This is a genomic window from Methylobacterium sp. ME121 (assembly GCF_000974725.1).
Taxonomy (GTDB): Bacteria; Pseudomonadota; Alphaproteobacteria; order Rhizobiales; family Beijerinckiaceae; genus Methylobacterium; species Methylobacterium radiotolerans.
The window spans coordinates 52071-75349 of the sequence record NZ_BBUX01000021.1 but is presented as its reverse complement, the minus strand read 5'-3'; the positions used below and the strand labels follow the sequence as shown (position 1 = coordinate 75349).

The window sequence follows — 23279 nt, the reverse complement described above, 5'->3', positions numbered from 1 at the left end:
GTCTCGCGATTCGCCGCGGACGAGCCCGGGCGTAACGCGCGGCGGCGCGATCCGGTCGCATGGGACCCGTCGGCGGCCGCGCTTGCAGCGGTGCCGCGCCTCGGGCAGAGAGGCGCCTTCCCAGTCGAGAGACTTTTCCGATGCCCAAGCCCGAGGCGCCGCGCCGCGGGGCGGTCGAGCCGTTCTGGCGGACCAAGACGCTCGAAGCCATGACCCCGTCCGAGTGGGAGAGCCTGTGCGACGGCTGCGGCCGGTGCTGCCTGATGAAGCTCGAGGACGAGGATACCGGCGCGGTCCACCACACCGATATCGGCTGCACGCTGCTCGACGGCCTGACCTGCCGGTGCCGCGACTACGCAAGGCGGCAGAAGCGCGTGCCCGACTGCGTGCGCCTGACGCCCGAGGCGGTGCGGTCGATCGCGTGGCTGCCGCCGACCTGCGCGTACCGGCTCGTGCGCGACGGGCAGCCGCTCTACCCGTGGCACCCCCTGGTCTCCGGCCGGGCCGCGAGCGTGCACGAGGCGGGCATCTCGGTCCGCGGCCGGCTCAGCGGCAACGAGGAGGAATTCTCGGAGGACGAGCTGCCGGACCGGATCGTGGACTGGCCTGGCCTCGATCCGAGCGCCGCCTGAGGCGTCCGCGCCCGCGCCCGACGCCCGCGGCCCCGCTCACGCCGGAGCGGCCGCGCCGCCTCGACCGGTACGCCCTAGCCGACCCCGAAGTCCCGGCCGAGCAGCCGGCCGCCGGCCAATCCGTTCGCCGCGATGACGATGGCGACCGCCGCCGCGTGGAACAGCAGGTCCGTGGCGGTCGCGTCGTGCGGGTGAACCGGCATCAGCAGCGCCGCCGCCGCGGCGGCCACCGCCAGCCCCCCGAGGGCCGCCGTGAGGTTCGGTCGCAGGGGACAGGCGCGCCGCAGCATCACGACGATCAGCACGGACAGCGGCACCGAGACGCAGATCAGGAAGCTGAAGCAGCCCGTGATCGCGTGCTCGCCGGGCATGTCGGCCCCGGGCGCGATCCAGTCGCGCAGGCAGCCCAGCCCGCTCGCGCCGACCCAGAGGGCGAGGGGCGGAAGCGGCAGCAGCGCCCAGCGGCCGGACCGTCCCGGCACGCTCGTGACGAAGGCCGCGAAGGCCGCGGTGATCGCCGTCAGCACGGCGCCGACCGCCGCGAGGGCCAGATCCGGTACATGCATGCGCAGCATGAAGCCGCCGGTCCCGATCCAGGCCGCGAGGACGACGCCGATCACCAGCGTCGCGCCGAGCCAGAGGGCCGCCCGGGCCTCCGGCGCCGGCAGCGGCCGCACGGGTTCGAGCCCGCCCGCGAGTTCCTCGACGAGCCGCTCGTGACGGGACAGGTCGCCGCCGGCCCAGTTGCTCCCCTCTCCGGGCATCACTCCCGCTCCTGCGTCAGGCTGGCCCGGAGCGCCTTCAGCGCCCGGTGCAGGTTCACCTTGAGGGCCCCCTTGCTGCGGCCGGTGAGGGCCGCGGTCTCGTCGAGCGACAGTTCGCGCAGGCCCAGGTGCTCCACCGCCTGCCGCTGGCCGTCGGGCAGGGCCGCCACCGCCCTGGCCAGCGCGGCGGCCCGGTCCCGCGCCTCCAGCCCCTGGCCGGGGGCCGGCCCCGGATCGACCTCCGCCTCGTAGGCCAGCGGGTCGTTGACCTCCCGCGGGCGCCGCCCGGCGCGGCGCAGCCGGTCGATGGCGCGCCGCTGGGTGATGGCGCGCAGCCAGGGCAGGAACGGCCGGGCGGGATCGTAGCTCGCCCGGGCGCGGTGGACGGTCATCAGCGCGTCCTGCACGACGTCGTCCACCGCCTCGCCGCGCACGCCCTGCGCCCGCGCGATCGCCGAGACCACGGGCAGACAGGCCTTCAGCAGCGCGCGATAGGCGGCCGCGTCGCCGCCCTGGGCCGCCGTCATCAGGGTCGCCAGTTCCTGTTCGAGCGCCATCCGGGCTCCGCCGTCGTTCCGTCCCCCGGCACGCGGCGTATCTACCCCACGGTCCGATCCCGACGCCAGCGCCCAGCCGCGCGCGGGCATCCCGCCCGGAACGGCGAGCATCATCGCACGGCCTCCAGGACGGCCCCGGCGGGGGAAGCAGCGGGGGAAGCGGCGGAGGAAGCGGCGAGGCGCGCGGCGCCGAGGATGCGCCCGTCATCGGACTGGAGCAGCAGGGCGGCCGCCTCGCCCTCGGGACGCGCCGACGCGAAGGTCGCGGCGGAGCCGGACCAGCGCCCGAGATCGCGCACCGACCGGACGATGTTGGCCTGCTCGATGGTGCGACCGGCGTTCTCGCCGCGCAGCACGCGGGTGGTGTGGCTCGGATCGTACCCGATCAGCAGGACGCGGCCCGCGGAGCCGCCGCCCTCCGCCCCGGCCCCGACCTGCGCGACGACCTGCTCGCCGTCGCGGGCCAGCGTCACGGGAATGCCGGGCCCGGCCTGCCGGGCGCGCGCGATCGCGGCGCGCAGGGCCGCCTCGTCGGAGCCGACCAGCCCGACCTGCCCGTCGACCACCGCCTGCGGCGTGTAGGTGGAGCCGCCGAGGCGGTCCACGTAGGCCTCCTGGCGCGCGGTGGCTGCCGGCAGGGCGTAGCGATCGCGCCAGTCGAGATGGTTCCAGTAGGTGACGTGGAACGCGAGCGGCAGGACGTCGCCCCGCGCCCCCGCCGGCTCGCGGGCGAGGCGGCCGATCAGCGCCTCCGCGGGCGGGCACGAGGAGCAGCTCTGCGAGGTGAACAGCTCGACGACGACGGGGCGCTCCGCCGCGTCGGCCCGATAGAGGCCGCCGCACAGGAGGGCGGCGGCGATCAAGAGGGTAGGGCGCATGGCCGGAACTCCCGCACGCCGGCGCTTCGTACCCGGCGTACCGGCTCCTTCGGCGGCGGCGCGGCGGCGGTTACACCGGCGGCGCGAGCTCGAAGGCGTCGACGTCGCGCAGCAGGGCGACGAAGGCCCGGGCGCCGTGGTCGAGCGCCGCCCGGCCGGCCTCGGCGGTGCCGAGTCGCGCGTCGCCCATCGCACCCGAAGCCTGGAGGTCGCCGGCCTTCCAGGCGAAGGCCGCGGGGCGGCCGGCGCGCAGGTGGGTGAAATCGCGGATCATCGACAGCGTGCGGGGCGGGAAATCCGCGACCCGGTCGGTCCGGACGAGATCCGGCCGCAGGGCGAGCATCAGCGCCGTCTCGATGCCGCCGGCATGGATGCCGTGGGCGATCTCGTCCGCCGGGAACAGGCCGTCGGGATAGCCGAGCCGCGCCCAGGAGGTCGTGACCGCCACCATGCCGAACCGGGCGCGCAGCTCGCCCGCCACGAGATCGATGAGCGCGCTGTTGCCGCCGTGGCTCGTGACGATCACCAGCTTGCGGCAGCCGGCGCGGTGGACGGCCGCGCCGATCCCCGTCCAGGCGGCGAGGGCGGTGCCGGTCTCCAGAGAGAGGGTGCCGGGAAACGCGTCGTGCTCGTCGGACTTGCCCACGGGCTGGACCGGCAGCAGCAGCACGTCGAGATCCGCCGGCACGCCGTCGCGCACCCGGGCGAGGTAGCCCTCGGCGATGAGGGTGTCGGTCGCGAGGGGCAGGTGGGGACCGTGCTGCTCGGTGGCAGCCACCGGCAGGACGGCGATCGCGCGGCCCATGTCGCGTCGGGCCAAGTCATCGGTGGTCAGCTCGGACCAGAACTGCGCCGTCATCCTGCCGCGGCCTCCTCCCGACCCGCGTCGGGGCGGGTCCGGGAGGCGATCTAGCCGGCAGGCGGCCGCCGAGTCGACCGCCGCGCCGGCGGCCGACCTCCGGACGACGGGCCCCGTGCCGGCCCGGATCGCGTCAGGCGAACAGCGCGTCGATGTCGTCCTGGGAAGGCATGGCCTCCACGGCCTGCGGGCCGTTCAGCATGAGGTCCTCGGCCCGGGTCCGCCGGGCGCGCTCGGCGGGATCCATGGAGGCCGCGTCGCGGGCCTTCACGGCGCCGACGAAGCGGGCGAGGCGCTGCTCGAACAGGCGGAGCGATTCGACCACCTTGGCGATCCGCTGGCCGGTGATGTCCTGGAACGCGCAGGCCTCGAAGATCGTGTTGATGCGCTCCTCGACCGCGTCGCGGTAGCCCGGCCCGTCGGGCAGGCCGAGCATCGCCTCGGCGGCCTCCATGATCGTGTTGGTGGCGCCGGCCGTCGCCTGCACGACGCTGCCGAGCTCCTCGTGCGCCATGGGGATCCGGTCGCGACTCATCTCGTTCGCGCGCAAGGCCCCGATCTCCTCGCGGAGATGGGCGATGTAATCGGCGATCTCGATCAGCTCGGCGATGACCGTCTGCGGCTCCCGAAGCCGCAGATCGGTCTGCCGCGCGGCGGCTGTCGACATGCTCTCCTCCTCGGATCTGTGGCCGTCCTGGCCGGCCACGCCACGTCTCGGCGCCCAGCGGCGCCGGAGCGATCCGCCCGGACGGTGCGGGGGACGAAGACGGGGAGCGATCAGCTCCCGCAGACCGCCTCGATCTTCGACTTCAGCGTGGCCGCGTTGAAGGGCTTGACGATGTAGTTGTTCACGCCGGCCTTCTTGGCCGCGATCACGTTCTCGGTCTTCGATTCGGCCGTCACCATGATGAACGGCGTCGTGCGAAGATTTTCGTCGGCCCGCACGTGACGGAGCAGCTCGTAGCCGGTCATCGGCTCCATGTTCCAGTCGGAGATGACCAGCCCGTACTTGCGACCCTTCAGCCGCGCGAGGGCCTCGGTCCCGTCGGAAGCGTCGTCGACCTCTTCGAAGCCGAGCTGCTTCAGTAGATTGCGAATAATGCGGACCATCGTCTGGTAATCGTCGACAACGAGGATCGGCATGCTCAGGTCGAGAGCCATCGAACAACTGCTCCGTATTGCCCGGCGGGAAGCCGCGGCGGCTCCCGGATAGATTAACGCTTCGCTAACGCTGCAATTTAGCTGCGCTGCACAGCATTTCAAATAGGGCATGCGCATTGCGAAGCCGTTAATCGGCGTGGCCGGCGCGTGGCCGGCAGGCGACCGGGGTTCGGTCGCTTGACCCTCCGGGCGCCTTTGGGCAGGGTCCGGCCGCGTCGGGCCCCTCGCGGACATGTCAGGCGACCCCATCCGACCCTTCCGAGCACTCGACCCCGAACCGATGGCCCCAGGCGACGACACGGCCGCGCGACCCTTCACGATCTGCCGCGCCGACGCCCCCGTCACACCCGCCCTGGCCGGGGCCGTGGCGGCGATCGGCAACTTCGACGGCGTCCATCTCGGGCACCGGACGCTCGTCGACAGCGTGCGCGCCGCCGCCCGCGCGGCCGGCCGCCCGTCGGCGATCCTGACCTTCGAGCCGCACCCGCGGGCGTACTTCATGCCCGACGCGCCGATGTTCCGGCTGACCGGCCCCGCCGCGAAGGAGATCGTGTTCGCGCATCTCGGCCTCGACGGGCTGATCGTGCGCCGCTTCGACGGGGCCCTGGCCGAGACCGGCGCCCGCGCCTTCGTGCTCGACTTCCTGAAGGGATCCCTGGGCCTGTCCGGCGTGGTCGTCGGGCACGATTTTCATTTCGGCCGCGGCCGCGAGGGCACGCCCGCGATCCTGGCCGACCTGTGCCGGGAGGCGGGGATGAGCTGCCGCATCGTGGCGCCGGTCGCCCTCGGCGGCGAGACCGCGCCGGTCTCCTCGAGCGCGATCCGCGCGGCCCTCGCGGCCGGCGACGTCGCCCGCGCGAACGCCCTTCTCGGCTATCGCTGGTTCGTCCTCGGCGCGGTCCGCCACGGCGACAAGCGCGGCCGCCAGCTGGGCTTCCCCACCGCCAACGTGATGCTGCCCGATTGCGGGCTCGCGCACGGCATCTACGCGGTGCGGGTCCGCCTGGCCTCGGGCGCGTTCCGCGACGGCGTGGCGAGCTACGGGCGTCGCCCAACCTTCGACGACGGGGCGCCGCTGCTGGAGACCTACCTGTTCGACTTTTCCGGCGATCTCTACGGGCAGGACGTCGCCGTGGAGTTCGTCGGCTATATCCGCGGCGAGGAGCGCTTCGCCAGCGCCGAGGCGCTCGTCGAGCGTATGCACGTCGATGCGGCCGCGGCCCGGGCCATGCTCGCGCGGGACGAGACCCCGTCGATGCTGACCTGAGCCTTGCGGGCATCGCGGGGCGCGCGGATCGTGTAGAAGGTACCATCGAGCAGGAGGCGGACGTGCTGGGTCGTTACGAGCGCGCGAACAACGGCGAGGCGGTCGTCGAGTACGGCGACGGCACCATGCGGGTGGTGAAGCCCGGCAGCTTCGTGCGCTGCGCGGTGACCGGCGAGCCGATCCCGCTCGACGCCCTGCGCTACTGGAGCGCCGCCCGCCAGGAGGCGTACGTCTCCCCCGAGGCGATCCTCAAGCGGCTGAAGGAAACCGGCCGCCCCTGACGCTCACGGCGCACCGAGCGCGCCGCGGATCTGCCGGCGCAGCGCCTCCGCGTCGTCGAACGCGAGGCGGACGCGCAGCACCCGCACGCCCGCCGCGAAGGCCCGAGGCAGGCGCACCGCGTCCTTCTCGGTGGTGACGAGCTCGGCGTCGAGGCGCCGGGCCGCCTCGGCAAGGGCCGCCAGCTCGCGCGCCCGGTAGGGATGATGGTCGGGGTAGGGGCGCGTCCCGACGATCACCGCCCCCGCCTCGGCCAGGGTCGCGTAGAATTTCTCCGGGCGGCCGATCCCCGCGAAGGCGAGGCAGCGGCGGCCGGCCAGATCGTCCGCCTCACGGACGAGGCGCGCCCCGTGGACCGGGAGGCCGCGCCGCTCGGCCGCCCGGGCGACCGCGTCGCCTCCGGCCCCGTTCCCGATCACGATCAGGCCGCCGACATGCGGCCATTGCCGGGCGAGCGGCGCGCGCAGCGGCCCCGCGGGGAACGGCAGGCCGTTGCCGAGGCCGGCGGGGCCGTCGACCACCGCGAGGCTGAGGTCCTTCGCGAGGCTCGGGTTCTGGAGGCCGTCATCCATCACGATGACGTCGGCGCCGAGGCTCCGGCACAGGGCGGCCCCGGCCGGGCGGTCGCGGGCGACGACCGCGGGGGCGCGGCGGGCGAGGAGCAGCGGCTCGTCGCCGACCTCGGCGGCGGCGTGGTGCGCGGGATCGACCCGCACCGGACCCGCGAGCCGGCCGCCGTATCCGCGCGACAGGAAGGCCGGCGCGGCGCCGAGCTCGGCGACGAGGGCCGCCACCGCCAGGGCGGCCGGCGTCTTGCCGGCACCGCCGAGGGTGAAGTTGCCCAGGCACAGGACCGGGCAGCCGGCCCGCGCGCCGGGTCGGTCCATCCGTCGCGCCGCCAGCGCCCCGTAGACCGCGCCGAGCGGCCCCAGCCCGCGCGCGGCCGGATGGTCCGGCCCCGCGGCCCAGAAGGCCGGCGGTCGCATCAGGCCCGCGCGAGCGGGCGCGCGGGGCTGCCGCGGTCGAGGCGCTGGAGCTTCATCTGCGCCACGAACGGGTCGAGGACCGCGAGCGTGCGCGCCACCGCCCCCTCGAACGGCTCCAGGGCGCGCTGCCCGGCGCGGGCCATGTCGGCGAGGCGCTGCCGGTCACCGAGAAGTTCGGCGGCGACCGCCGCCAGCTCGACGCCGTCGCGCACCGGCACGGCGCCGCCGGCGCGGTCGAGGGCCTGGTAGATCACGCCGAAATTCTCGGTGTGCGGCCCGTGCAGCACCGCTGATTCGAGACGCAGCGGCTCGATCGGGTTCTGGCCGCCCCGCGGGACCAGGGAGCCGCCGAGGAACACCAGGGGGCTGAGGCGATAGAACAGGCCCAGCTCGCCGATCGTGTCGGCGACGTAGACCTCGATCGAGGGATGGGGCCGCCCGCCGGTGGACCGCAGCGCGCTGCGCAGGCCGACGGCGTTCGCGCAGGCGACGGCCTCGCCGCCCCGCGCCGGGTGGCGCGGGGCGATGATGGTCAGGAGCTGGGGAAACTGCGCCTTCAGCATCGCGTGCGCGTAGGCGACCATGGCCTCCTCGCCGGGATGCGTGCTCGCCGCGACCCAGACCGGCCGGCCGGCCACCATGGATCCCAGATAGGCGAGCTGCTGCGCGTCGGCCGGCGGCACCGACGCGTCGAACTTGAGGTTGCCGGCGATGCTCACGCGCGGCGCGCCGAGCTTGGCGAAGCGCTCGCCGTCCTCCTGGGTCTGCGTGAGGCAGATCGCGATCCGCGCCAGGAGCGCCTTCGCGGTGCGCGGGCAGCGCTCCCAGCCCCGGAACGAGCGCTCCGACATGCGCCCGTTGACCAGGATCAGCGGGATCTCGCGCTCGTCGAGCGCCAGGATCGTGTTCGGCCAGATCTCCGACTCGGCGATCACCGCGAGGTCCGGCTGCCAGTGATCGAGGAACCGTCCGACCCAGCGCGGCGCGTCCAGGGGCATGTACTGGTGCACCGCGCCCGGGGGCAGCCGGCCGCCGACCAGCTCGGCGGCCGCGCGCGTGCCGGTGGTGACGAGGACCGAGAAGCCGCGGGCGATCATGCCCTCGACGAGCCCGATCAGCGACAGGGCCTCGCCCACGCTGGCGCCGTGCATCCAGGCGAGCGGCCCGACCGGCCGGGCCCGCCCCGGCAGGCCCCGCCGCTCCGGCAGCCGGCGCGGATCCTCCTTGCCGCGCTGCGCGCGCCACGCGAGCAGACCGGTCAGCGCCGGCTCGCCGATGCGCAGGCCGGTCCGGTAGGCCTGCAGCGGCAGGGTCACGGAGGGGCGCCTCACGCGAGGTCTCCCACCGGCGCGCGCCGCGTCTCGGGGAGCGGGTCGCGGTAGAGCGCCGCCCGGTCGGCGCGCCCGACGAGCGCGTAGGCGCGGGCGTGGACCCGGTTCATCTCGGCCTCGACGAAGCGGCGGAGCGCCTCGAACGCCTCGCCCTCGCTGTCCCGCGGGACGTAGATCGGGTCGCCCAGCACGATCGCGCCGCGGCCGAAGGGCAGCCCGAGGCAGGCCCGGTCCCACGAGTTGAAGCGCAGGTGCCGGCTCGTCACCACGGCCGCCGGGACGATCGGCCGGCCGGAGAAGCGCGCGAGGGTGAGGATCCCGGCGTCGCACCGGCGCGAGACCTTCGGCACGTCGGCGCTGAACGCCACGGATTCGCCGGCCTTCAGGGCCCGCAGCATCGCCCGCAGGCCCTCCGCGCCGCCCTTGGCGCGCTGATCGGTGGCGCGCCCGCGGCCGCGGGCGCCCGAGGCGCGCATGACGCGGACGCCGAATCGCTCCAGCGCGATGGTGTTGATATTCCCGTCCTGGTTCCGCGAGATGATCGTCGCGACGCGGTCGCCCGGCCGGCGCAGGAGCGGCATCATGATGTGCTGGCCGTGCCACATGCCGAGGATCAGCGGCGTGCGCGCGTCGATCCACCCGTCCGCCGCGCCCGCGGGCGCCTCGCCCGCTTGGATCTCGAAGCGGTTGGTGAGGCGCACGAGCCGCAGATAGGCCGCCGCGAGGCGGCCGAGGAGGCGCTGCACGGGCGGGTTACGGAGGAGACGCTTACCGAGGCTCATGTCACGCTTGGGTCGGGCCGGCGCGCCGCCGCCCGATCGGGTCCGGATCGAATTCGACCGCGCATGGTCTAGCCCCCGCTCCGGAGACGAGACAATCGGCCTCGTCCACAACCACACGGATAGGCCGCCGAGATCGGCGGGCATCCCGGCGCCGCGGATGCTCCCGCGGCGCGGCGAAAACACGGCAGCGCTCCTTGTTTAGATCAATTCCAGAGTATAGATTGGAATGGATCAAAAGAAGGAGCTTCCCATGGCTGCCGCTCTCAACAGCGCTGCCGAACTGCACGCCGAAGCGCGCCGCGCCTTCGTGCTGCGCTACGTGCAGCCCGGCCTCGCCGGCCTGATCGACGGCTCGGTCTCGACCCTCGCGCCGATCTTCGCGGCGGCGTTCGCCACGGGTCACAACGGCGCGACCTTCCTGGTGGGGCTCGCGGCCTCGGTCGGCGCCGGCATCAGCATGGGGTTCACCGAGGCCCTGTCGGACGACGGCGCCGTCACGGGCCGCGGCGACCCGTGGCTGCGCGGCCTGGTCTGCGGGGCGATGACGACCCTCGGCGGCCTCGGCCACACGCTGCCCTACGCGATTCCCGACACGCTCCCGGCCGGCTGGCCGAACCCGTTCGTCCTGGCGACGAGCCTCGCGATCCTGGTGGTGATCGTGGAACTCGCCGTCATCGCGGCGATCCGCACGCGCTTCATGGCGACGCCGTTCTGGCGCGCGGCCCTGCAGGTCATGCTCGGCGGCGCGCTGGTGCTGGTCGTCGGGATGCTGATCGGAAGCGCTTGACGGGACGCGCCGCGCCCGCGATGCGGGGCGCCTTTCCCCGTGTCGAGGGTGACCACCGGCGTTGACCTTCCGCCTCGCCCATCTCAGCGACCCGCATGTCGGCCCCCTCGGCCGGGTGCGCCTCCGCCAGCTCATCGGCAAGCGCGCCACCGGCTACGCCAACTGGCGGCGCGGGCGCTCGCGCAGCCACGACATGACCGTGCTGGAGGCGCTGGTCACCGACCTGAAGGCGCAGGGCGCCGGGCACGTGGCCTGTACGGGCGACCTGTGCAACATCGGCCTGCCCAGCGAGTGGGAGACCGCCCGCACCTTCCTGGAGGCTCTGGGCTCCCCCGAAGCGGTGAGCTTCGTGCCGGGCAACCACGACGCCTATGTCCGCGGCTCCCTGGAGGGCCTGCTCGCCGCCTGCGGCCGCTACACGGGGGACGATTCGGGCTCGTGGGGCCACTTCCCGTACCTGCGGCGGCGCGGGCCCCTGGCCCTGGTCGGCCTGTCCAGCGCGATCCCGACGAAGCCCTTCGTGGCGACCGGCCGCCTCGGCGCGTCGCAGCTCGCCGCGGCCGAGACCCTGCTCCGCGCCCTGGCCACCGAGCCCGGTCGGCCGTTCCGGGTGGTGATGATCCACCATCCGCCGCAGCCCGGCGGAGCCTCGCCGGGGCGCGAGCTCAAGGACGCGGCGGCGTTCACCGCGATGGTCGGGCGGGCCGGCGCGGACCTGATCCTGCACGGTCACAATCACGTCACCAGCACCGCCCGGATCGCGGGGCCGGACGGGCGGACCGTTCCGGTCATCGGCGCCCCCTCCGCCTCGGCGCGCCCGGACGGGCACGGGGCGATCGCGTCGCGCCGGGCCTCCTACCTGCTGTTCGAGATCGGCCGGGCGGAACAGGGCTACGCGGTCACGGCCCGCCGGCGGGGCCTCGACGCGTCGGGCACCGTGACCGACCTCGGCACGCTGGACCTCGACGCGCCGGATCGCGCCTGAGGGCGCGACCCGGCGCGGCCGCGATCACGGCCGTGCCGGGTCAATGTTCAGCACGGATGCGGTTCAGATGCCGGCGACCGCGAGGTCGGCGCGCTGCTGTCGGCTGAGACTTGCTTCGTAGCGCTCGGCCTGGAGGCGGGTGAGACCGCAAATCAACGCGAGTGTCCCGCGATACACGGTATAGGTGCCGTCGTGAGTCGGCCTGACGCGAATCACCTCTGCCATGGGAGCCTGCCTTATGCTGGAGGTTGCCTGCTTTCGTCTGAGGAAATCGTCCCTTCTCGCTGGATTGGCCGGTCGAACGCGCGAACGAGGGCGAGGTTATCAGTCGTTCCGAGGGTGGCAAGGGTCGTATACGCCGAAATGCTTAGGCCCTTCCGCTGCAATGCGGCAAAGCCTTGGCCGGGCTCGCGATCCGCGGATGCGCAAAAAAGCGGCCGGCGTCTTGCATTTTGAATATGCTGCGCGCGCCGGCCGAGAGCCGCTCGGGCGGTGCGAATCGTAGGATGGATCCCGCCCGTCCGGGCGCGCGAAAGGAACACCCATGCAGCTCTGGCGTCTCACGGCGACCGACCTCGCGGCCCTGATCCGCTCCGGCCAGGTCTCGGCCCGGGAGGCCGCGCGGGACGCCCTCGACCGGCTCGAGGCCGTCAACGGGCGCATCAACGCCGTGGTCGAGCATCGCCCCGAGGACGTGCTGGCGCAGGCGGAGGCGGTGGACGCCGCCCGCGCGCGCGGCGAGGCCCCCGGGCCGCTGGCGGGGGTACCGGTCACCATCAAGGTCAACGCCGACCAGCGCGGCTTCGCGACGACGAACGGCCTGCGCCTCCAGCGCGACCTCGTGGCGACGGACGACAACCCCGTCGTCGCCAACCTGCGCCGGGCCGGCGCCGTGCTGCTCGGGCGGACCAACACGCCGGCCTTCTCGCTCCGCTGGTTCACCACCAACCAGCTCCACGGGGTTACCAAGAACCCCCGCGACCCGGCGCTGACGCCCGGCGGCTCCTCCGGCGGCGCCGGCGCCGCGGTGGCGGCCGGGATCGGGGCGATCGCGCACGGCACCGACATCGCCGGCTCGGTGCGCTACCCGGCCTACGCCTGCGGGGTGCACGGGCTGCGCCCGAGCCTGGGCCGGATCCCGGCCTGGAACGCGTCCTCGCCCGAGCGCGGCATCGGCCCCCAGCTGATGGCGGTCTCCGGTCCGCTCGCCCGCAGCATCGCCGATGTGCGCCTCGGCCTCGAGGTCATGGCGGCGCCCGACCCGCGCGACCCGTGGTGGGTGCCGGCACCGCTGGACGGGCCGCCGGTCGCGCGCAAGGTCGCCCTCTGCGTGCGGCCCGGAGGACTCGCCACCGCACCGGAAGTGGAGACCGCCCTGCGCGAGGCCGCGCGGCGCCTCGTCGAGGCCGGGTGGGCGGTCACCGAGATCGCCGACACCCCGCCGATCCGGGAGGCCAGCGAACTCCAGCTCCAGCTCTGGCTCGGCGACGGCTACGCGGCGGTCCGGGCCGCGGCCGAGCGGGAAGGGGATCCGGCGGCGATCGGTCTCCTGGAGAGCTTCCGGCCGCGGGCCGAGGCGATGGCGCCCGACGCCATCGCGCGGGCGCTGACGCGGCGCGCGACGCTGGCGCGGGAATGGGCGCTGTTCCTCGCCGAGAACCCCGTGCTGCTGGTCCCGGTGTCGGGCGAGCTGCCCTTCCCGGACGGGCTCGACCGCACCGACGATGCCGGGATCGCCCGGGCCTTCGAGGCGAACCTGCTGCAGGTCGGGCTGGCGCCGATCGGCGTCCCGGCGCTCACGGTGACGACCGGCCTCGTCGGGCGCACGCCCGTCGGCGTCCAGCTGGTCGCGGCCCGCTACCGCGAAGACCTCTGCCTCGCGGCCGGCGCGGCGATCGAGGCCGGCGGCGTGCCGGAGATGCCGGTCGACCCGGCCTGACGCCGAACCGCCTCCGCCGGAACCGAACCGTGGCGGCCCCGCTTTTACAACCATTGGTTGCATAGAGCGCGGCATGGAGCGCGGCATGTCGATGATCGCCACCGGCGGGTGCCTCGGAAGCACCCTGACCTGTCTGCTGGCCTTGCCGTCGGGGCCGCTCCTCGCCCTGGCGGGCTTCTTCGGCGGCGGCACGGCCGGGGGGCTCCTGGGCGCGCTGGCGGTCGCGGCCCTCGGCCGGGGTCGCGCCTGACCGCGGCACGGCCGGGCTCACGCCCGGCCGGCGGCGCCGAGGCTGGCGAGCAGGGCCGCGAACAGCCGCGCCCGCCGCGGCAGGCTCTCGATCAGCACGTGCTCCTCCAGGGTGTGGTAGCCCTGGCCCAGAGGCCCGAGCCCGTCGAGGGTCGGGATGCCGTTGGCGCCGGTGAAGTTGCCGTCCGAGCCGCCGCCGGCGCTGCGATGCGGCAGGGGCTGCCCGAGCGCCTCGCTCAGCGCGCGCGCCCGCTCGTAGAGCGCCATGCAGCCGGCATCCGGCTCCCAGACCGGCCGGGTCACGCCCCGGGTCACGGTGAAGCGGACGCCGTCCTCCTCGCCCGACAAGGCCAGCATCCGCGCGACGCCGCGGTCGAGGTCGGCCTGCCGCTTCGCCATGCTGAGCGCCTGCCCGCGGCAGACGGTCGGGACGCAGTTCACCCACTGCCCGCCCGAGACGACCCCGGTCGAGACGGTGCAGTCGGCATCCGACAGCGCGTCGATGGCGAGGATCTTCCGCGCCATCGCGCGGATCGCCGAGCGCCCCTCGTGGGGCGAGGCGCCGGCGTGGCTCGGGCGGCCCAGGGCCTCGAGCTCGAAGCGGGCGATGGCGTAGCGCCCGGTGACGACCCCGTTCTCGGGCTGGCCGGGTTCGGGCACCAGCACGAAGGCGTGGCGGGCGGCCTCCGCCTCGATCAGGTCGCGGGTGGAGGGGCTGCCGACCTCCTCGTCGCCGGTGAACAGGACGGTCACCGGCAGCGGCGTCTCGATCCCGGCCGCCGCCAGGGCGCGGATCGCCGCCAGCGCGACGACGTTGCCGCCCTTCATGTCGAGGATGCCGGGACCGTAGGCGCGGTCGCCCTCGATCCGCCAGGGCAGGCTGCCGAGGGTGCCGACCGGATGCACCGTGTCGAGGTGGCCGAGCACCAGGATGCCGGGCGCGTCGCGGTCCCGGTGCGGGAACCGGGCGCGGACGCAGTCGCTCAGGCCCATGCGGCCCGGGATCGTCTCGACGGTGGCCCCGAGGAGCGCGAGATCGCGGGCGGCCACGCCCATCATGCGGTTGACCGCCGCCGCGTCGTGGGTCGGGCTCTCGCACAGGACCCAGGGCTCCAGGGTCGCGAGGATGTCGCGCGCGTCGAAGCGCAGGTCCGGGATCATCTCCGGGATCATCGGGCTTTCTCCTCGGCGAACGGATCGGCGACCCGCGGCCAGTAGAGGCCGGACCGCTTGGTGTAGGGGATCGCGCCGTAATCCGGCGGGACGGCGCCGGGCGCCGCGACGTAGCGGACCTCGCTCGCGATCGGCGCGAAGGCGGCGTAGAAGTGCTGCATCGACTTCACCACGACGATCCGCTTGTCGTCGAGGCTCAGGCCGAGGCCCGTGAACGCGTCGGGCGCGAAGGCCTGCTGGCGCTTGTGGGTCAGCACCACGTGGATCCCGTCCGCCTCCACCCACGCCGCGGGGCCGAGATGGGCCCGGCCGCCGCTGAGGCCGGTCTGGCTGTGGTCGTCCGAGAGGCCGCGGACCGTGACGCGCAGGTCCACCGGGTTCCCGGAGGTCACGCCGCACTTGCCGCCGATCCGCAGGGTGAAGGTCGCCCCGAGGCCGGCCTCGTGGCAGATGCCGACCGCGCCGGGATCCCAGATCAGGCCGAGCGCCACGTCCGCGATGCCCCGCTCGGCGAGGCGGGCGAGGATCGCGGTGTTGTCGGAGGGGGCGCCCGCGCCGGCATTGTCGGCGAAGTCGGCGAGCACCATCGGGCGCGGGTCGTCGGAAGCGAGGGCGCGGTCGATCGCCGCGTCGATCGTGTCGCAGCGGCTCGCCGCCTCCTCCCGCATGGCCCAGACGGCGCCGGCCAGCTCGTCGGCCAGCGCCTGCGCCCGGGCGGCATCGCCGTCGGCGACGACCAGCATCTTGGCGCCCACATCCGCCACGTCGCCCCAGGGGAAGCCGTGCCCGAATGAGACCGACAGGATCCCGTCGCGCCCCTCCAGCGCCTCCATCCGGCGCACGAAGCCCGCGACCGGCTCGCGGCTGGTGCGCCACATGTTGACGATCCGGCAGTCGGCGTAGGCCATCACCGGCCGGATGTCCTTCGACACGGTCCGGACGACCAGCGGATACAGGTCGCGGGCGCGGTCGACGATGTCGGTGTGCGGGTATTCCTTGTAGATCACGATGACGTCGGCGCTGGTCCGCATCGTCTCGGTGAGGTGGCAGTGGAGATCGAGCTCGACGCCGATCGTGGCGTCCGGGCCGACGACGGCGCGGACCCGCTCCAGGGTGTCGCCCTCGCAGTCGTCGTACCCCTCGGCCACCATGGCGCCGTGCATGAACAGCAGCACCGCGTCGACCGGCATCGCGGCCTCCAGGTCCTCCAGCAGGGCGTCGCGCAGCTCCTCGTAGACGCCCCGCAGGGTGATCCCGCCGGGCTGCGCGAAGGTCGAGAGGCTCTCGACGACCGTATGCCCGTCCGCCTCGGCCATCGCGCGCCAGGCCTTGAGGCCGATATTGCTGAGGCTCGGCGGGTTCCGGCTGCCGTCCCGGCGGGCGTAGTCGGCGTGGAACGCCGACCGTCCGGTGGGCAGCGGCGCGAAGGTGTTGGTCTCGGTGGCGAGGCCGGCGATGAAGATCTTCAAGGTCCTGTCCCAATCCGTCCCGGCCGCCGGGTCAGGCGGGGCTCGGGGTCAGCGTGATGACCGTCTCGGTCGCCGCGTCCACGGCCGCGCGGCCGTAGAGCATCGGCACGTAGTCCTGGCGCCCCCAGACCGGGGCCAGGTCGGCGTAGTGCGGACTTCCCGGGTCTCCCGACTGGCCCGGCACGTTGATGAAGACCGAGCGGTCCCAGTCCCCGACGTCCACGACCATGCGGAACGAGGCGCCGTGGGTGAGCCGGAACGTGTCGGTCCGGTACTCCGCGTGCATGACCGATGCCGCGGCGCCGCCCACCGGCAGCGGGCCGACGTCCCAGCCGGATCCGGGCGCCTGGGCCGTCAGCGGATGCGCGAACAGCGCGTGGTGCAGGCGGCCCCAGGACCAGTGCGCCGGGTCGGCGCCCATCCGCTCCCGGCAGGTGCGAAGGCCGGCGCCGAGGGCGTCGCTGATCAGGCCGGCGCGCGTCGCCGGGTCGAGACCGGTCTCCAGCCGCTCGAGCAGGCTCTGCGTGTCGCCGGGCGGCAGGAGGCGGCGCGTGCCGGCATCGGGCACGAGCGCCGCGAGCAGGGCCGGGCGCAGGTGCCGGACCCAGACCACCTCGATGAGGGCGGCCGCCGCGGAGCCGTGGTGCAGCGCGCCGTCGAACGCGGCCAGCACGGCCCGGGCCGCGGCGGCGTCGGGATCGTCCGCCGCCGGCAGGGCGCGCACCAGGTCGGCCAGCCGCCGGGCCGGCTCGGAGACCACGTCGCCCTGGAGCGCCCGCGAATCCGCGAGGCTGTGCCGGTCCTGCCCGCCGAGGACGGCCCGGATGCGGCGGGCCCGCCAGGGCTCGGCCCACTCGAACCCGACCCTCCGGTCCTCCGCGGGATAGTCCGGCGGCAGGTTCATCTCGTTGGCGGTGGCGAGCCAGCCCGCTTCCGGATCGACGCTCCGGGGCAGGGCGCCGGGATCGTGGAAGCCGGCCCAGTCGTACCGCCCGTCGCCCGGCACCGGCAGCAACCCGTCATGGCCGGGCCGCACCGGCGCCTTGCCGGCCATGAACCACGCGATCCGCCCCGCCGCGTCGGCGTAGAGCTGGTTCACCGAGGGCGCCGACCAGTGGCGCAGGGCCTCGCCGAAGGCCTCGGGCGTCGTGGCGCCGAGATAGGCGAGGCTGCCGAGATAGGCGGCAGCGCCGGGCTCCGTCCAGACGGTCCGCAGCGCGAAGGCGCGGCCCCTCTCCTCGCGGAGGACCGGCCCGTGCCGGGTGAAGCCGAGGATCACGGTCTCGTCCGGCCCGCCGCGCACCGGGATCCGCTCCGCGACGCGCGCGATCGGTTCCCAACCGTCGCCGGAGCGGTAGCGGTCGGGATCGGCCGGGTCGGTCTCGCAGACGAACAGGTCCTCCTGATCGATCGGCGCGATGGTGAGGCTGAAGGCGGCGTGGCCGTTATGGCCGATGGAGATGCCGGGCAGGGCCGGCTCGCCGGCCCCGATCACGTCGAGTCCCGGCGCGGTGAGGTGGACGGCGTAGCGCAGCGAGGGCTGCAGGTAGACCCGGTGCGGGTCGCTCGCCAGGATCGGCCGGCCGGTGGCGGTGCGGGCTGGCCCGACCACCCAGTTGTTCGAGCCCTCGGCCGGCTCCTTCGGCGCGCTGCGGGGACCGCGCGTGACGGCCCCGTGCGCGTCGACCCTCGACCAGTCCCAGGCCTCCGCGCGGGTCGCCGCCATCCGGTCCGGGCCGAACCCGACCGGCGCGGTGGCGAGACGGAAGGCATCGAGGAGGTCGTCCGGCCAGTCGGCGGCGTCGAGGCCGTCCGGGACGACCGGCTCATGGGGCGGGCTGATCCGCTTGCGCAGATCGTCCGTGGCGAGCCCGTCCGCCGGGCTGCGACCGCGGGCGAGGACCCGCGCGCGGGCGACCTCGGACAGGACGTTGCGGATCAGCGCGTGGCTGCGGATGCGCACCACGTCCTCCGGCTGCCACAGGGCCGGGCGCGTGCCCGTCAGGGCGAATTCCGGCGGGCGCAGGTCGGGCCGCGCCTCGGCGAGGGCGACGTAGGCGTTGATCCCCGACACGAAGGCGGCGACGATGGCCCGCGTGTCCTGCGGCCCGTAGGCCGCCCACTCGGCCGCCATGTCGCCGCGGTAGAGGAACAGCCGGGCGGCCCGGTCCTGGGCGAGGTAGCCCGGTCCGAAATCCGCCGCCAGCAGGCCGAGCCCGCGCTTGCGCCACAGGTCGAGCTGCCAGAGCCGGTCCCGCGCCGCGTTGAACCCCTGCGCGCGGAAGGCGTCGAGCGCGGTGCCGGCGCGGATATGCGCCAGCCCCCAGCGGTCGACGCGGATCTCCACCGGCCCGTCGAGGCCGGGGAGGGCGTAGGTCGCCACGCTCACAGAGCCACTTCGATGAGGTGCGGTCCCGGGTTGGCCAGCGCGTGCTGGAACGCCTCGATGAAGTCGGGCAGGGTCTCGACCCGCCGTCCCGCGACGCCGAAGCCGCGGGCGAGGCTCACCCAATCCACGGCCGGATCGTCGAGGCTCAGCATGCCCAGCGCCTTCGGGCCGGGATTGAGCGCGCCGACATTGGTGAGTTCCGCCCGCAGGATCGCGTAGGAGCGGTTCGACCAGACGAGCGTCACCACGTCGAGGTGCTCGCGCGCCTGGGTCCAGAGCGCCTGCACCGTGTAGAGCCCGCTGCCATCGGCCTGCAGGTTGATGACCTTGCGGTCGGGGCAGGCCACGGCCGCGCCGGTCGCCATCGGGATGCCGAGGCCGATCGAGCCGCCGCTGAGCTGGAGCCAGGTGTGGGGCGCGGCGTCCCGGGTCAGGGCGAAGAAGTTGCGGCCCGTGGTGATCGACTCGTCGCAGATCACCGCGCCCTCGGGGATCAGCGCGCCGAGCACCTGCCCGATCGTGTCCTGGTCGAGGGGACCGGAGGTCGGGAGCTTCGGCCGCGGCCCGATAGCGACCGGCTCGGCGGGCGGGGCCGCGACGGCCTCGGCGAGCCGCTCCAGGGCGTCGATCTGGTCCTCCTCGGGCGTGGCCAGCGTGATCGTGGTGCTGCCCTCCGGCGCCAGCAGGCTCGGCTTGCCCGGGTAGGCGAAGAAGCCGACCGGCGGGGTCGCGCCGATCAGGACGATGTGGCGGAAGTCCTTGAGCGCCGCGATCCCCTGGTCGATCGGGTAGGGGAGGCGCTCGATCGGCACGGTGCCGGCGCCGCGGTCGATCCGGGCGTTCGAGGTCATCGCCATCAGCCGGGCGCCGGTCTTGCGGGCGATCCGGTCGGCGATCACCCGGCCCTCGCCGCGCACGGCCCGGTCGCCGAGATGCAGGAGCACGGGCTCGCCGCTCTGCAGGGCCCGCACGGCCGCCGCGATCGCGTCGTCGCTCGCCCGCGCCCGCTCGGGGATCGGCGGCACCGGCTCGGGGCCGGTGCCGGGATCCCAGGCGGTGTTGGCCGGCAGGATCAGGGTCGCGACCTGACCCGGGGCGGTGCGGGCGGCCGCGATGGCGGCGGCGCCGTCGGAGCCGATCTCGGTCGCGCTCATGCCGGTCCGCACCCAGGAGGACATCGGGTGGGCCAGCCCCTCGATGTCCGAGGTGAGCGGCGCGTTGTACTCCCGGTGGTAGGTCGCGTGCTCGCCGACGATGTTGACGACGGGCGTGCGCGCCTTCTTGGCGTTGTGGAGGTTGGCCAGCCCGTTGGCGAGGCCGGGCCCGAGATGGAGCAGGGTCGAGGCCGGCTTGTCGGCCATGCGGGCGTAGCCGTCGGCGGCGCCGGTCGCCCCGCCCTCGAACAGGAACAGGACGCAGCGCATGCCCTCGACGCGGTCGAGGGCGGCGACGAAGTGCATCTCGGAGGTGCCGGGATTGGTGAAGCAGACCTCGACGCCGCCCTCCACCAGGGTCCGGACCAAGCTCTCGGCCCCGTTCATGGCGCGCGGCGTCTCGTCGGTCACGGGCGTCTCCTTCGGGGGCCGGCCGTCCCGGCTGGCGACTCGCATTTTGTATTATCGTGACGCAGCCGGCGCCACGCGCAAGAGGCGACGTCCGGCATCTTCTGTTCGCCGAACGCAGGGCCTAAGCCTGGGCGTGGCGCGGGAATTGCGGTTGGCGCGCCGCAACTTCGACGATTGGGATCCGGATGACATTTCGCCGCCTGATTGCCGCCGCCCTGGCGGGTACCGTGGCCCTGACGGGGTCGGCCAGCGCCGAGAGCGTCCTGCGCATCGCCATGACGGCGAGCGACATCCCCACCACGACGGGCATGCCCAACAACGGCTTCGAGGGGATGCGCTTCCTCGGCTACCCGATCTTCGAGGGGCTGGTGCAGTGGGACCTCAAGAGCACCACCAAGCTCGCCGGCATCATCCCGGCGCTGGCCGAGCGCTGGGAGCAGGATCCGAACGACAAGGCGGTCTGGACCTTCCACCTGCGCCAGGGCGTGAAGTTCCACGACGGGACGCCGTTCAACGCCGACGCGGTGATCTGGAACCTCGACCGCTACTTCAAGAACGACAGCCCGCAGTTCGAGCCGCAGGGCGCCGGCATCTCCCGGGCCCGGGCGCCGCTGGTCGGAAGTTACAAGAAGGTCGACGATTCGACCGTGCAGATCACCACCACCCAGGTCGCCTCGTACTTCCCCTACATGGTGGTCTACCTGCTCTTCACCTCGCCCGCCTCCTTCGAGAAGGCCGGGCGCGACTGGAGCAAGGTCGCGGCGCTGCCGGCGGCCGGCACGGGCCCGTTCAGGATCACCCGCGTGGCCCCGCGGGAGGCGGTCGATCTCGCCAAGTTCGACGGCTACTGGGATCCGAACCGGATGGCCAAGGTCGACAAGGTCCGGCTGCTGCCGATCCCGGAGGCGAATGCCCGCGTCGCCGCCCTGCGGGCCGGCCAGGTCGACTGGATCGAGGTGCCGGCGCCCGACGCGATCCCGTCGCTGAAGCAGGCGGGCTTCACCATCACCACGGGCTCGTACCCGCACGTCTGGCCCTACTTCTTCAACATGGGCGCCAAGGACAGCCCGCTGAAGGATGTGCGCGTCCGGCAGGGCCTGAACTACTGCATCGACCGGGCCGGCATCGTCGAGCTCCTCAACGGCACCGCCGAGCCGGCGAGCGGCTGGCTGAACGACAAGGACCCGAATTTCGGCAGCCCGAAGAATCGCTACACCTTCGACGCCGCCAAGGGGAAGGCGCTGCTCGCCGAGGCCGGCTACACCGACAAGAAGCCGCTGAGCCTCAAGGTGATGATCTCCTCCTCCGGCTCGGGGCAGATGCTGCCGATGCCGATGAACGAGTACCTGCAGGAGAACCTGAAGCAGGCCTGCAACGTCGATCTCACCTTCAACGTGGTCGAGTGGCAGGTCCTCCTGAACGCCGGCCGGGCTCTCCCCGACGCCCCGAGCCTCCAGGGCGCGATGGCGCTCAACGTCTCCTCGCCCTCGTCGGACGCCGCCGTGATGGCGCGCTACTTCGCGGGCGACCGGTTCCCGCCGAACGGCTTCAACTTCCCCACCTGGAAGGACGACCAGTTCGACGCCGCCCTCAAGGCGCTCGCCGAGACCACCGACGCGAAGGTGATCGACGCGCAGACCAAGGCCGCCCACGAGCGCCTCGTGGACGATCCGCCGTGGCTGTTCGTCGTCCACGACCTCAATCCCCGCGGGATGTCCAAGAAGGTCCAGGGATTCGTCTCGCCGCAATCCTGGTTCGTCGACCTCACCCTCGTCAGCGTGCAGTAGAACCCATGTCCGACATCGATCCCGTACACGCCTCCGCGGCCGAGCTCGCCCGGTCGCTCCAGGCGCGGACCCTCTCGCCGGTCGACGCCGTCGAGGCCCTCCTCGGCCGGATCGAGCGGCTGGAGCCGAGGCTCCAGGCCTTCACGGAGGTCTTCGCCGCCGACGCCCGCCTCGCCGCCGAGGGGGCCGACCGGGCGATCCGGTCGGGCCACGCCGTGGGGCCGCTCCACGGCGTCCCCGTCGTGCTCAAGGACCTGATCGACCTGGAGGGCCGGATCACCATGGGCGGCTCGGCCGCCCACCGGGCGCGCCGGGCCGAGCGCACCGCGACGATCGCCCGGCGCCTCATCGGCCAGGGCATGATCGTGCTCGGCAAGACCCACACGGTCGAGTTCGCCTACGGCGGCTGGGGCACGAACCAGCATCTCGGCACGCCGTGGAATCCCTGGGATCCGGAGACGCCGCGCACCCCCGGCGGGTCGAGCAGCGGCACCGGCGTGTCGGTGGCGGCCCGGATGGCGCCCTGGGGCATCGGCACCGACACCGGCGGCTCGGTGCGCCTGCCGGCCTCGTTCTGCGGGCTGACGGGCCTCAAGGTGACGGTCGGGCGCGTCTCGACCTGGGGGATCGTGCCGCTCTCGATGACCCTCGACACGCCCGGGCCGCTGGCCCGCACCGTGGAGGACACCGCGCTGCTCTACGAGGCGATCTCCGGCCCCGATCCCCGCGATCCGACGACCCGCGGGGTGGCGCCGGACGCGCCCTGGCCGGCGCTGAACCGCGGAGTCCGCGGCCTGCGCCTCGGCCGGATGCCGGCCTCGGAGCGGGACGGGGTCGCCCCCGACATGCTGGCCGCCTACGACGCGGCCCTCGACCTCCTGGCCGGTCAGGGCGCCGAGATCGTCGACGTCGCCCTGCCGTTCCGCTTCAGCGACTGCGTGGCCATGAGCCAGATCACCAACGCGGAGGCCTACTTCGTCAACGGGACCCTGGCGGAGGATCCCTCCGCAGAGCTCGGCGACGCCGTCCGGGCGCGGATCCTGGCCGGCGCGAACGTCTCGGCCCAGGAGTATCTCGGCACGCTCCACCGCCGGGCCGCGATGAAGCAGCAGTACGACGCCGCCCTCGCGGGCATCGACGCCCTCCTGACGCCGACCACGGAGAGCGCGGCCGTCGCGCTCGACGCCGTCGACGAGGCGCACCTGCCGTCGCGCTTCACCCGGTTCGGCAACCTGCTCGACCTCTGCGCCCTGGCGCTGCCGAACGGCTTCACCGCGTCCGGGCTGCCGCTCTCGCTGCAGATCGTCTGCCGCGGCTACGAGGAGACGACGGCCCTGCGGATCGGACAGGCCTACCAGAGGGTGACGGACTGGCACCTGCGTCGGCCCCCGGTCTGAGACTCGCGAGGCTCTCGCCTCCGGCGTCCGCCGATGGTGAGGC

At 73.9% G+C, this 23279-nt stretch carries 22 protein-coding genes and 1 pseudogene; 9 read left to right on the top strand and 14 right to left on the bottom strand.

Annotated features, from left to right (window positions below; translation table 11 throughout):
• The first annotated feature begins 140 nt into the window (after positions 1-140).
• Positions 141-632: a YcgN family cysteine cluster protein gene (locus tag ME121_RS15535; RefSeq protein ID WP_012317882.1), complete on the top strand. Its 492-nt coding sequence runs from the start codon at positions 141-143 to the stop codon at positions 630-632.
• A gap of 74 nt (positions 633-706) precedes the next feature.
• Here the strand turns inward: ME121_RS15535 and ME121_RS15530 are convergent, their stop codons facing one another.
• The 6 genes from ME121_RS15530 to ME121_RS15505 all read right to left on the bottom strand — a co-directional run bounded on the left by ME121_RS15530 (position 707) and on the right by ME121_RS15505 (position 4851).
• Positions 707-1396 (bottom strand): NrsF family protein, encoded by a 690-nt coding sequence (locus tag ME121_RS15530; protein WP_012317883.1) that lies wholly within the window; start codon positions 1394-1396, stop codon positions 707-709.
• A complete protein-coding gene (locus tag ME121_RS15525) occupies positions 1396-1953 on the bottom strand; it encodes a sigma-70 family RNA polymerase sigma factor (RefSeq protein ID WP_024830914.1) in 558 nt (185 codons plus the stop codon). The genes ME121_RS15530 and ME121_RS15525 overlap by 1 nt, the downstream gene beginning before the upstream one ends.
• Before the next feature lie 110 nt (positions 1954-2063).
• Positions 2064-2831: a DUF1223 domain-containing protein gene (locus ME121_RS15520; RefSeq protein WP_059409137.1), complete on the bottom strand. Its 768-nt coding sequence runs from the start codon at positions 2829-2831 to the stop codon at positions 2064-2066.
• Positions 2832-2901: 70 nt separating this feature from the next.
• The gene (locus ME121_RS15515) at positions 2902-3690 is read right to left on the bottom strand and encodes a creatininase family protein (protein WP_012317886.1); all 789 of its coding nucleotides are present in this window, start codon (positions 3688-3690) and stop codon (positions 2902-2904) included.
• A 133-nt stretch (positions 3691-3823) separates the two neighbouring features.
• On the bottom strand, positions 3824-4357 hold the full coding sequence (locus ME121_RS15510) for a protein phosphatase CheZ (RefSeq protein WP_012317887.1): 534 nt from the start codon (positions 4355-4357) through the stop codon (positions 3824-3826).
• A 110-nt stretch (positions 4358-4467) separates the two neighbouring features.
• Positions 4468-4851 (bottom strand): response regulator, encoded by a 384-nt coding sequence (locus ME121_RS15505; RefSeq protein ID WP_012317888.1) that lies wholly within the window; start codon positions 4849-4851, stop codon positions 4468-4470.
• Between the two features lie 280 nt (positions 4852-5131).
• On the opposite strand from ME121_RS15505, the gene ME121_RS15500 reads away from it, so the two are divergent.
• Both ME121_RS15500 and ME121_RS15495 read left to right on the top strand, forming a co-directional pair.
• Positions 5132-6118, top strand: coding sequence for a bifunctional riboflavin kinase/FAD synthetase (locus ME121_RS15500; RefSeq protein WP_059409136.1), 987 nt, complete (start codon positions 5132-5134; stop codon positions 6116-6118).
• 62 nt (positions 6119-6180) lie between these two features.
• Complete coding sequence (locus ME121_RS15495) at positions 6181-6399, top strand: DUF2093 domain-containing protein (RefSeq protein WP_012317890.1); 219 nt, start codon at positions 6181-6183, stop codon at positions 6397-6399.
• Positions 6400-6402: 3 nt separating this feature from the next.
• Here the strand turns inward: ME121_RS15495 and lpxK are convergent, their stop codons facing one another.
• The 3 genes from lpxK to ME121_RS15480 are packed head-to-tail and all read right to left on the bottom strand — an operon-like array spanning position 6403 to position 9496.
• The gene (lpxK, locus tag ME121_RS15490) at positions 6403-7383 is read right to left on the bottom strand and encodes a tetraacyldisaccharide 4'-kinase (protein WP_012317891.1); all 981 of its coding nucleotides are present in this window, start codon (positions 7381-7383) and stop codon (positions 6403-6405) included.
• Complete coding sequence (locus tag ME121_RS15485) at positions 7383-8714, bottom strand: 3-deoxy-D-manno-octulosonic acid transferase (RefSeq protein ID WP_059409135.1); 1332 nt, start codon at positions 8712-8714, stop codon at positions 7383-7385. Before ME121_RS15485 ends, lpxK begins: the two co-directional genes overlap by 1 nt.
• The gene (locus ME121_RS15480) at positions 8711-9496 is read right to left on the bottom strand and encodes a lysophospholipid acyltransferase family protein (RefSeq protein WP_059409134.1); all 786 of its coding nucleotides are present in this window, start codon (positions 9494-9496) and stop codon (positions 8711-8713) included. Before ME121_RS15480 ends, ME121_RS15485 begins: the two co-directional genes overlap by 4 nt.
• 271 nt (positions 9497-9767) lie before the next feature.
• Between ME121_RS15480 and ME121_RS15475 the strand changes: the two are divergent.
• Together ME121_RS15475 and ME121_RS15470 are read left to right on the top strand one after the other, a co-directional pair.
• Positions 9768-10283: pseudogene (locus tag ME121_RS15475) on the top strand (VIT1/CCC1 transporter family protein); the annotation flags it as partial.
• Positions 10284-10344: 61 nt separating this feature from the next.
• Positions 10345-11268, top strand: coding sequence for a metallophosphoesterase family protein (locus ME121_RS15470; RefSeq protein ID WP_012317895.1), 924 nt, complete (start codon positions 10345-10347; stop codon positions 11266-11268).
• Between the two features lie 63 nt (positions 11269-11331).
• Here the strand turns inward: ME121_RS15470 and ME121_RS33675 are convergent, their stop codons facing one another.
• Positions 11332-11493, bottom strand: a complete 162-nt coding sequence (locus tag ME121_RS33675) for a hypothetical protein (protein WP_012317896.1) — start codon at positions 11491-11493, stop codon at positions 11332-11334.
• A gap of 319 nt (positions 11494-11812) precedes the next feature.
• Here ME121_RS33675 and ME121_RS15465 point away from each other — a divergent pair, with 319 nt between their 5' ends.
• Positions 11813-13207 carry an amidase family protein gene (locus tag ME121_RS15465; RefSeq protein ID WP_059409133.1) on the top strand — a complete coding sequence of 465 codons (1395 nt, stop codon included), beginning with the start codon at positions 11813-11815 and terminating at the stop codon, positions 13205-13207.
• A gap of 85 nt (positions 13208-13292) precedes the next feature.
• Positions 13293-13457, top strand: a complete 165-nt coding sequence (locus ME121_RS33670; RefSeq protein ID WP_012317898.1) for a hypothetical protein — start codon at positions 13293-13295, stop codon at positions 13455-13457.
• A gap of 17 nt (positions 13458-13474) precedes the next feature.
• Here ME121_RS33670 and ME121_RS15460 read toward each other — a convergent pair whose 3' ends face one another.
• Genes ME121_RS15460 through ME121_RS15445 form a run of 4 tightly spaced genes read right to left on the bottom strand, consistent with a single transcriptional unit; the run spans position 13475 to position 20028 of the window.
• Positions 13475-14617, bottom strand: a complete 1143-nt coding sequence (locus ME121_RS15460) for a M20/M25/M40 family metallo-hydrolase (RefSeq protein ID WP_024830909.1) — start codon at positions 14615-14617, stop codon at positions 13475-13477.
• Positions 14618-14625: 8 nt separating this feature from the next.
• A complete protein-coding gene (locus ME121_RS15455) occupies positions 14626-16098 on the bottom strand; it encodes a M81 family metallopeptidase (RefSeq protein WP_012317900.1) in 1473 nt (490 codons plus the stop codon).
• A gap of 31 nt (positions 16099-16129) precedes the next feature.
• Positions 16130-18487, bottom strand: coding sequence for a penicillin acylase family protein (locus ME121_RS15450; RefSeq protein ID WP_059409132.1), 2358 nt, complete (start codon positions 18485-18487; stop codon positions 16130-16132).
• The gene (locus ME121_RS15445) at positions 18484-20028 is read right to left on the bottom strand and encodes an acetolactate synthase large subunit (protein ID WP_059409144.1); all 1545 of its coding nucleotides are present in this window, start codon (positions 20026-20028) and stop codon (positions 18484-18486) included. The genes ME121_RS15450 and ME121_RS15445 overlap by 4 nt, the downstream gene beginning before the upstream one ends.
• Positions 20029-20237: 209 nt before the next feature.
• On the opposite strand from ME121_RS15445, the gene ME121_RS15440 reads away from it, so the two are divergent.
• Positions 20238-21839 carry an ABC transporter substrate-binding protein gene (locus ME121_RS15440; RefSeq protein WP_012317903.1) on the top strand — a complete coding sequence of 534 codons (1602 nt, stop codon included), beginning with the start codon at positions 20238-20240 and terminating at the stop codon, positions 21837-21839.
• A 5-nt stretch (positions 21840-21844) separates the two neighbouring features.
• A complete protein-coding gene (locus tag ME121_RS15435; RefSeq protein ID WP_059409131.1) occupies positions 21845-23236 on the top strand; it encodes an amidase in 1392 nt (463 codons plus the stop codon).
• Positions 23237-23279 lie beyond the last annotated feature (43 nt).